The 9,454-nt window shown below is 52.2% G+C and carries 10 protein-coding genes; all 10 read left to right on the forward strand.

Annotated elements, in window-relative coordinates; genetic code table 11:
• Window positions 1–136 precede the first annotated feature (136 nt).
• The 10 genes from panB to argS all read left to right on the forward strand — a co-directional run bounded on the left by panB (window position 137) and on the right by argS (window position 9,262).
• The gene (gene panB, locus Q7U71_04095) at window positions 137–946 is read left to right on the forward strand and encodes a 3-methyl-2-oxobutanoate hydroxymethyltransferase (protein ID MDO9390937.1); all 810 of its coding nucleotides are present in this window, start codon (window positions 137–139) and stop codon (window positions 944–946) included.
• Between the two features lie 82 nt (window positions 947–1,028).
• Window positions 1,029–1,874: a pantoate--beta-alanine ligase gene (gene panC / locus Q7U71_04100; GenBank protein ID MDO9390938.1), complete on the forward strand. Its 846-nt coding sequence runs from the start codon at window positions 1,029–1,031 to the stop codon at window positions 1,872–1,874.
• 14 nt (window positions 1,875–1,888) lie between these two features.
• Window positions 1,889–2,731: a hypothetical protein gene (locus tag Q7U71_04105; protein MDO9390939.1), complete on the forward strand. Its 843-nt coding sequence runs from the start codon at window positions 1,889–1,891 to the stop codon at window positions 2,729–2,731.
• 72 nt (window positions 2,732–2,803) lie between these two features.
• On the forward strand, window positions 2,804–3,166 hold the full coding sequence (locus Q7U71_04110; protein MDO9390940.1) for an aspartate 1-decarboxylase: 363 nt from the start codon (window positions 2,804–2,806) through the stop codon (window positions 3,164–3,166).
• Complete coding sequence (locus Q7U71_04115; GenBank protein MDO9390941.1) at window positions 3,163–3,906, forward strand: NTP transferase domain-containing protein; 744 nt, start codon at window positions 3,163–3,165, stop codon at window positions 3,904–3,906. The genes Q7U71_04110 and Q7U71_04115 overlap by 4 nt, the downstream gene beginning before the upstream one ends.
• 85 nt (window positions 3,907–3,991) lie before the next feature.
• Window positions 3,992–4,552: a hypothetical protein gene (locus Q7U71_04120; GenBank protein MDO9390942.1), complete on the forward strand. Its 561-nt coding sequence runs from the start codon at window positions 3,992–3,994 to the stop codon at window positions 4,550–4,552.
• Window positions 4,553–4,603: 51 nt separating this feature from the next.
• The gene (locus Q7U71_04125; GenBank protein ID MDO9390943.1) at window positions 4,604–5,071 is read left to right on the forward strand and encodes a LytR C-terminal domain-containing protein; all 468 of its coding nucleotides are present in this window, start codon (window positions 4,604–4,606) and stop codon (window positions 5,069–5,071) included.
• Complete coding sequence (gene rsfS / locus Q7U71_04130; protein ID MDO9390944.1) at window positions 5,019–5,591, forward strand: ribosome silencing factor; 573 nt, start codon at window positions 5,019–5,021, stop codon at window positions 5,589–5,591. Before Q7U71_04125 ends, rsfS begins: the two co-directional genes overlap by 53 nt.
• Window positions 5,592–5,665: 74 nt before the next feature.
• Complete coding sequence (locus Q7U71_04135) at window positions 5,666–7,540, forward strand: hypothetical protein (GenBank protein ID MDO9390945.1); 1,875 nt, start codon at window positions 5,666–5,668, stop codon at window positions 7,538–7,540.
• 24 nt (window positions 7,541–7,564) lie between these two features.
• Window positions 7,565–9,262 (forward strand): arginine--tRNA ligase, encoded by a 1,698-nt coding sequence (gene argS / locus Q7U71_04140; protein ID MDO9390946.1) that lies wholly within the window; start codon window positions 7,565–7,567, stop codon window positions 9,260–9,262.
• Window positions 9,263–9,454: the final 192 nt, after the last annotated feature.

Raw genomic sequence — 9,454 nt, forward strand, 5'->3', positions numbered from 1 at the left:
TACACGAAAAAACACAGGATATCAAGGAAAAATACAGTAGGGACATAGCATGCTATGTCCCTACTGTATTTTTCCTTGATATCCTGTGTTTTTTCGTGTATGATTATCTGTTCAATACATTATCAGGAATAGAATTATGAGCGAAAAGATCACCACCCGGACCCTGCTTAAAATGAAGCAAAAGGGCGAGAAGATAGCCAGCCTGACGGCCTACGATTTTCTTACCGCCCGGCTGCTGGATGAGTGCGGGATAGACCTGATACTGGTGGGCGATTCGGCGGCCATGGTCTTTGCCGGCTACGAGAACACTTTGCCGATCACCATGGAAAACATGCTCTACCATACCGCCGCGGTCAAGCGCGGGGTCAAGCGGGCCATGGTGGTGGCCGACATGCCGTTCCTTTCCTACCAGACCTCCATCGCCGACGCGGCCTACAACGCCGGCCGGTTCCTCAAGGAATCCGGGGCCGAGGCGGTCAAGATCGAGGGCGGCCGGGTGGCGGCCCCCATCGTCAAGAACCTGGTGGAGCGCGGCATTCCGGTGATGGGCCACCTGGGGCTGACCCCCCAGTCCATCCACAAATTCGGGGGCTACCAGCTGCAGGCCAAGGACAAGGAGTCGGCCGAGCGCCTGCTGGCGGCGGCCAAGGCCCTGGAGAACGCCGGATGTTTCGCCATCGTGCTGGAGAAGATCCCCCACCAGGTGGCTCAGAGGGTCAGCCAGGAGCTGAGCATCCCCACCATCGGCATCGGGGCCGGGCCGCACTGCGACGGGCAGATCCTGGTGGTGGACGACATGGACGGCAGGTTCGAGGACTTCGTTCCCAAGTTCGTCAGGCAGTATGCTCACATCGCCAAGGACATGAGGCAGGCGTTCAAGGGGTACATCGGGGATGTGAAGGGGAAGAGTTTTCCGAACATGGAGGAGAGTTTTTCGGAGGAGTAACGTTAGCCACTAAGGCACTAAGGCACTAAGAATTCAACAACTGTAGTCAGTAGTCACTATACAGTATTCAGCATATTTCCGAATGAAAGTAGTTGAAACCATAAAACAGATACGACTGGCTATTGCCCGGCAGAAAAGCAAGGGCCAGAGAATTGGCTTCGTGCCCACCATGGGGGCCTTGCATGAGGGGCATTTGTCCTTGATACGGCTGGCTAAGAAGCATTCCGACTTCGTGGTGGTTTCGATATTCGTCAACCCCACCCAGTTCGGGCCCAAAGAGGATTACAAGAAATATCCCCGGAACTTGAAGAAAGATGCGGCGCTCTGCCAGTCCGCCGGGGCCGACCTGATCTTTGCCCCAGTGCCGGAAGAAATATACCCCAAAGGCTTTTCCACCTATGTCAATGTAGAGAACCTGACCCAAGGGTTGTGCGGGGCCTCGCGGCCCGGGCATTTCCGGGGCGTGGCCACGGTGGTCAGCAAGCTCTTTAACATTGTCCAACCGAACACAGCGGTCTTCGGACAGAAGGATGCCCAGCAGCTGGCGGTGATCAGGCGAATGACGGCGGACCTGGACCTGCCGGTCAAGATAATCGGGGCGCCTATTGTGCGGGAAGCTGACGGCCTGGCCATGAGCTCGCGCAACCGTTACCTGTCCCTCAAAGAGCGGCAACAGGCTGTGGCCTTGAACCGGGCGCTGAAGCTGGCGGGACTAAAAGTTAGAAACGGGGTAAAGGATGTAAAGGTAGTAAAGGCGGAGATGATCAAGTTGCTGAAGCGCGATGCGCCGCTGGGGAAGATAGATTATATTGAAATAGTGGATAACGTGACTTTAAGCCCGGTAAAGGCAATAAAGGGAAACACATTGATTGCGTTGGCCATTAAATTTCCGAGTGCACGGTTAATAGATAATATTGTAATTAAATGATAAATGGGTTGTCAATGAAGCGAGCTTTAACAGTCATAACCACAATGTGCCTGTTATTTATTAGTAGCTTTGTTTCAGCTGCTGAAAAAGGTAAACGGCACGAAAAATATATTGAAACCTTGTTGAAGGATAAGCCTGCCAGTTATTATAAAATGGAGATAAATCCAATAACGCCAAGCGCAGGTATTACAACAGGGCACGTGATCGCCTATGGGCATTATATAAGGCCGCCGTATAAAGTAGAGGTGCGGGATACTTGTGTGTTTGTCAACAATGTGCAAGTGCATCCAATTTTATGGACACCAGGAATGATTGAAGAAAGAAGAAAAGCCTTAAACGCTAAGACAGTCGAGGAAAAAAAGAGAGAGGCTGTTCTTAATCAGTCTCATAAGTTATATGATTCTTTAATTGCAGAAAACGTTAAATCCATAGAAGCAATGAGAAAGGTTGTTGACTATTTAAGAAGCCACAAGGACTGTGGAGACAGCATTATTTCATATGATGAGCATACAGTGCATTTTTATTTAAGAAAGTCTGACGTGAAGGGATTACGCACATATTATCCAAAAATAGAAACAAAAACCATAAAACCCGTTATAACCCCAGAACAAGTAGCTAAACAATTTGAACAGTCATATATTAAAAGTTTAAAAAAAGGAAGACTCAAAATTATCTCTTCGGCAGGTAGTATCTCAAGTTCATTTGGAGGTGATTTTAAAAATATCAGAGCAATATTATTAAACAAAAACATTTCACAGCAAGATAAATTTATTCGAATAAATGAAATGACCAGTGTTGAACATGCTTTAATGATGTTGTATAACTATAAAGCCTCAGAATGGTTAAACGATAGGTAGTAAAAAGGAAAAATATCGAAGCGATTAATGTAAAATTAATATTATCTGTCTGAATCATATAGAAAGGCACCCATGTTCCGAATCCTTTGCAAATCCAAGATCCACCGCGCCACCCTGACCGGGGCCAACCTGCACTACTCCGGCTCCATTGCCGTCGACGAGACCCTGATGGAAGCGGCCGACATCCTGCCCAACGAGATCGTGCAGGTGGTGAACATCAACAACGGGAACCGCTTTGAGACCTATGTCATCAAGGCTCCCAAGAGGTCGGGCACCATCACCCTGAACGGGGCGGCGGCGCGGCTGGGCCTGGCCGGCGACAAGATCATCATCATCTCCTCCTGCTACAAGGAGGACGCTGAGGCCAGAAAGCACCAGCCCAAGATCGTCTGCGTGGACGACAAGAACCGCATCGCCAAGAAGACCAAGCTATGACCAGGGACTGCATCTGCCTGATACTGGCGGCGGGCCAGGGGACCAGGATGAAGTCGGACCTGGCCAAGGTCCTGCATCCTTTGTGCGGGAAGCCGCTGGTGGAGCATGTGGTCCGCTCGGCCCAAACGGCCGGGGTGGCCCGGACCGTGGTCATAGTCGGCCATCAGGCCGAGCAGGTCAAAGAATCACTGAAGGGCCTGGAGGTCGAGTTCGTGCTGCAGGCCCAGCAGAAGGGCACCGGCCACGCGGTGATGCAGGCCCTGCCCCTCATCGAAAAATTCGCCGGCGAACTGCTGGTGCTTTACGGCGACGTGCCGCTGATAAAACCGGAGACCATTGTCTCCCTACTCAAAAAGCACCGTGAGGAGCGCAACGCCTGCACCATGCTGAGCACGGTCATTGACCAGCCGGGGGGCTACGGCCGGGTGATACGGGATGCCGATGGCTTTGTCACCAAGATCGTGGAGGCACGGGACGCGTCGCCGGAAGAACTGACGGTCAAGGAGATCAACCCCGCCATCTACGCCTTCGAGAACCAGAAATTAGTGGAAGCGCTGGGGCTCTTAAAACCCAACAACAAGCAGGGCGAATATTACCTGACCGACGTGATCGGGATATTCAAACAGCAGGGGAAGAAGATCGCGGCCCAGGTCGTTGAAGACAGCCGGGAAGTGCTGGGGATCAACACCCCGGAGGAATTGAGCGAATGCGAAAGATACCTACAACCAAATGCCGGTTGACGGGAGCATGTATATTCATATTAACCCAAGCAAAATACTCGGTTTTCTGGCGCCGGTAATTATACTGATCCTGATGGGAATATTTGTGTTCAACAAACTATGCGACGGCAGTGTCTGGTACGATTATGGAAATCTCAGCCCCCGTATGGCAGTGGCACTGGCCCAGGACGAAGCCGGCCGGGCATCTTTCGAACCCGAGGATATAACCAAAGGAAAAGGGCGGGTAGTGCAACACGGCCGCCGGATAACCCTGCTGGTGGAAGTGCTGGACGACGATGGCAACACTGCCAGCTCCGGCCAAATGAGTTTTCTTTATCCGCCCATCGATACCGACAGACATCAGGGTGTCCCCTGCCAGGTTCAGTCGGGGAAGGTTCCCGAATATTTCTTTACCTGCATAGCAGGCATGAGGGCCGGGGGCGTCCGCAGGATCATTATGCCCAGCACCAGCAGGGATCCAGACTCCGAACCCCGGCGCTTCATTGACGCCGCCACCGGCAAGGTTGCGGCAGAGCTGCCTCAGGACCGGGAAGTGCCGCTGAGGATCACCATCCTCAAGGTCTGCCGGCCGGCCATTAAATTAGTGACTACCTATTCGATACCGGCCATGAGGGACAGAAGGATCATGGAACTTTGGTGTTGGTAATCCATACCGTATCGTAGAATCAAAACAACAAACATCAAAATCGGTCACATCATGTCACCTGTTGACCTGAAGAAACGCCCGGCCGGGAAGGGCCGAAAAAAACTGATGTTCGCCGCCGTCCTGCTGCTGGTGGTGGTCTGCGGGGCCGTGGGCCTTTCCCTCTACTGGCGCTGGAAAGGCAACCGCGAGATCGAAACAAAGCGGCGCATCGCCCAGATAAGGGTGCAGGTGCTGAACGGCACCAAGGAGGCCGGCCTGGCCCAGAAGATGGCCGACGAACTGCGCCGCTGGGGCTTTGACGTGGTGGACATCGCCAACGCCGAGAACGACAGCTTTCCCGAGACGGTGGTGGTGGACCGGGCCGACAACAGCACCGGCAACGCCGCTTACGTGGCCGAGGCCTTAAAATGCAAAAACATAATCCCGCAATTAGAATCAAGATCATATTTGGAGGTAACAGTAATAATTGGCAAAGACTACATCCGTCCCCAAAAGAAAGGTTTCCTCGGCCGGTTCTAAAGCCTTGAGGAGGCCCAAAAAAGTATCCCTGGCCAGAAGAAAGGCCGCCGTCCGGAAACCGGCAGTCAAGAAAACCGTTCCGGCCAGAAAACTGGTGATCAAGAAAACAGCGCCGGTCCAGAAGAAAACGGTCCGGCCCCAACCCACACCTCGACGCGGCTCGGTGCAAGCGCCAGACCAGGTCAAGGCGCTGGCCCACGAGATCTCCCAGCTGGCCCTCAGCAAAAAAGCCTTCGACGTCAGCGTGCTGGAGATCAAGGACCTGTCGTCCGTGGCCGATTACTTTGTGCTGGCCTCCGGGGCCACCGACATCCAGGTGCGGGCCATCTGCCACGCCATCGAGGACGGCTTAAGGGCCAAGGGCGTCAAGCCGCACCACGTGGAGGGAATGGCCGGGGCCACCTGGGTGCTGCTGGATTACGTGGACGTGGTGGTGCACATCATGCAGCCCCGGGCCCGGGATTACTATGCGCTGGAAGAACTGTGGGCCGACGCCCCCAAGGAGGAGGTAAAGGATTAACTGGGAGCGTCACTTGGAGTTTGTGATTTTGAAAGAAGAAGCCACCTTCCCACACTTACACCATAAGCGATGTAATGAAAAATCTCTCGTTAATATTTTCGTTCATAATTTGTATAATGATGACATCAACAGGAAGCAGGGCCGAAGAGTTTAATCCCGACGGATATTGCGGGCGGCCATCGTTCAGTCTATCAGGATTGGCCCTGCTACAGCACAATTGGTATCATTCGCAACGCGACTCAACTTTGAACTATATGTCGTGGGACGGGACCGGTGACGTCAGAGGGTCCGGCGTAATAGCAGGCGCATTTATTCCTTTCACGCAGCACTATACCATCTCAACGGGCTATAACTATAGCAATCAACGCGGGCACCCCCAGCATTCGTTCTCCATCGGGGGAAAATGGTATACGGGGAGCGTCCAAAATCTATCTGATTTAGCAAATCCCGATGGGAGAGTGAAAAGCTTTGTTGTTTGGCCGGTGGTTGGTGGGAATTATGCCCCACAACAAAACTGGCAGGATCTGTCCAAGAGAACTTACGGTTTGCTTGCCAGGCTGGAATTATCGTACATTTTAACCAAACACTTGACAGCGGGTTGTTCTTATCTGTTCAGCAGCCTGGGGCATTCTTCCACCAACCTTGGGCAGTTCGGCATACGTATCCACTTGAACAATTTCGCTCCGGCAGGAACCGATTTCAATCCGGATGGGCAACCGGGAGCTGTCTGTTTGACACCAATCGTGGGTTATCTATCAGTAGTGCCGAATACTGACAGTTACTATGGTGATCCGAGGTTGTCCGGATATGTAGCCGCCCTAGGCGCAACAGTTTCAATCACGACATGCCTTTCTGCATCATTGGCCTACCAGTATGGTATGCTCAGCCAAGTAAATCCTCGCCTATATGTCGTCAATGATCTCCGGAAAAGCAGGCAAGAAAGCATCACCGCAAGTGTAAACGTTCATTTTAATGGTCGTCCAACACAGGAGGACACGATGCTCAGTGTTGACGGTGACGGCATTAGTAATCAATCGTTAGTAGAAGTTAATCCCGACGGGCGTGTCGGCCATGTATCGTTCGATCTGTCTACCTCCTGGATACAGAAAGTGGATAGTTACAAATATTATTCCTATGAAATCACTGGGGGTGTCATTAGAGACGGAGAAGACACATTTGACATTCGCGGTGGTGCGTTAAGCATGAAGATGCCGGTGAGCAAATATGTCACAATATTAATGGGTTACGAGTATTACGATTATCATCGAATGCAGATTTTGCTGAACTATGACAGTGAGCATTCTATAACTTACAGGGCCTATGAAAAGTGTTTATTCTTTGGGGTGAATTATTTCAGCAAGGCAGCCGTCATGGGTGCGGAAATTATCAATCCAGATGGTGTCCTTCATAGTTTCGTTTTTACGCCCACCTTGGGCATGGTCACTATGGTTAACGCATTATGGGACGATAAAAAATATGAGATATCTATAATTCAGCCGGGTTGGAAACAAACATTTATCGCCACAAAGCATCTCACTATTTGTCCCTCCGTCCGTGCCCGATATACGATTGGGCAGAGTACGTGGAACTCTACTGAATCGTGGAAAGAATATGAAATATCATTGGGCCTGAATTATCACATTAATAACAGAATTCAATCGATGGGGTCATTCAATCCGGATGGGAGCCCGGGCATGATAACGATATCGCCGAACATCGGACGCATGTTTATCACAAAAAATAATAAGAGTATGAGCGGTTATACGACAGGCGGCGAAATATCAATACCGGTCTTAAAATATGTATCATCTTATTTCAACATTCAGTACACCTCCCTGAAAGTACTGCAACCCTCGAATTATGGGTTTTATTTCGTCAGCAGGTATCACCCGGCCCTGCAAAAAAGCAACCAGCTCAATGTCAGTATTGGTGTAAAAATACATTTATAGCCGAGCGGAATTAAGCAAAAATATATGTCCAAACAATACCTACAAGACCAAATAACCCAAGCAGCTCAAAAAGCGCTTGAAATCAAACTCAATCACCAAAACATTGTGCTGGAGCGCCCCAAGCAGGCCGCCCACGGTGACTGGGCCACCAGCATTGCTTTGTCGCTGGCCAAGGAGCTTAAGGCCAAGCCCCGGGACATCGCCCAGAAGATAGTTGATTCCCTGGACCTCGATCCATCCTTGGTGGCCAAGACCGAGATCGCCGGGCCGGGGTTCATCAATTTTACCCTGACCTCCGATTGGCTGTACAAGGAACTGGCCGGACTTTTGACCCACGGTTCTAAATATGGTCAATCCCAAATGGGGAATGGTAAAAAAGCCCAAGTCGAGTTCGTCTCATCCAACCCCACCGGGCCGCTGACCATAGGCCACGGCCGCAATGCCGCCATCGGCGACTCGCTGGCCCGGCTGCTGGAAGCCACCGGGTATCAGGTGACCCGGGAATATTATTTTAACGATAGCGGGCTGCAGATGAAGAAGCTGGCCCAGTCGGTCTTCCTGCGCTACCTGCAGGCGCTGGGCAAGGAGATCGTGTTCCCCGAGGATATCTACCAGGGCGAATACATCATGGCCATAGCCGAGAACTGCCGCAAGGCAAAGGGCGATTTGCTGACCGAGTCCGACCTGGAATACTTCAAGCAGAGCGCGGTGGCGGTGATCTTTGAAGAGATCAAGGCCACGATGGCCCGGATGGGGATAGTCTTCGATGTCTTCTACAACGAGAGCGACCTTTACCAAAGAGGCGAGATCGAAAGCACCCTGCAGACGCTCAAAGACAAGGGACTGACCTACGAGAACGAGGGAGCGGTCTGGTTCAAGGCCACCCAGTTCGGGGCCGAGAAGGACCGGGTGCTGGTGCGCTCCACCGGCGAGCCCACCTACCGCCTGCCGGACATCGCCTACCATCTTACAAAATTCAAGCGGGGCTTTGATCTGGTGATAGACGTCTTTGGCAGCGATCACCAGGCCACCTACCCCGACGTGCTGGCCGCGTTGGGCGCGCTGGGCTTCGATCCTTCGCGGATCGATGTCCGGATATACCAGTTCGTGACCCTGATGCGGGGCGGCGAGCAGGTGAAGATGTCCACCCGCAAGGCCACTTTCGTCACCCTGGACGAGCTGTTCGACGAGGTGGGATCTGACGCGGCCCGCTACTTCTTTTTGATGCGGCGGATGGAGTCGCACCTGGACTTTGACCTGGACCTGGCCAAGAAGAAATCCGACGAGAACCCGGTCTTCTATGTGCAGTACGCCCATGCCCGGATCTGCTCGATACTGGAGCATGCCAAGGAGAAAGGCGTGGTGCGGGCCGCCGGAGACCTGCTGCTTTTGAAAGAACCGGAAGAGATCACCCTGATCAAATCCCTGCTGGAATTCCCGGAACTGGTGCAGGGCGCGGCGCTTTCGCGGGAGCCGCACCGCATACCGACCTACCTGCAGGAACTGTCCGGGATCTTCCACAACTTTTACCACCAGCACCGGGTGGTCACCGAGGACCAGGCGCTGTCCAACGCCCGGCTGGACCTGTGCCAGGCCACCCGCACCGTGATCGCAAACGGGCTGGGGCTTTTGGGGGTCAGCGCCCCGGAGAAGATGTGTGGTTTTTTGACCTCTCTCTCTTATCCCTCCCCTCGAGGGGAGGGAAGGGTGGGGTCGAAATAATAGCAGTACTATTCGTAATGAAAGCCAAACAAATAATAGCTTTTAGGTGTAATCCATGAATACTTCAACCCGGAAAATAGTTTTTAGTTACTTACTAATGGTTGCGCTATTATTGCCAAGTATTACCTTTGTATATGCTGATGGACTGGTTAAGAAATTGGTTTCCCAAGATGAAGCTACCAGAAAAAAGGC

The sequence above is a fragment of the bacterium genome (assembly GCA_030655055.1).
Lineage (GTDB): Bacteria > Edwardsbacteria > AC1 > AC1 > EtOH8 > UBA5202.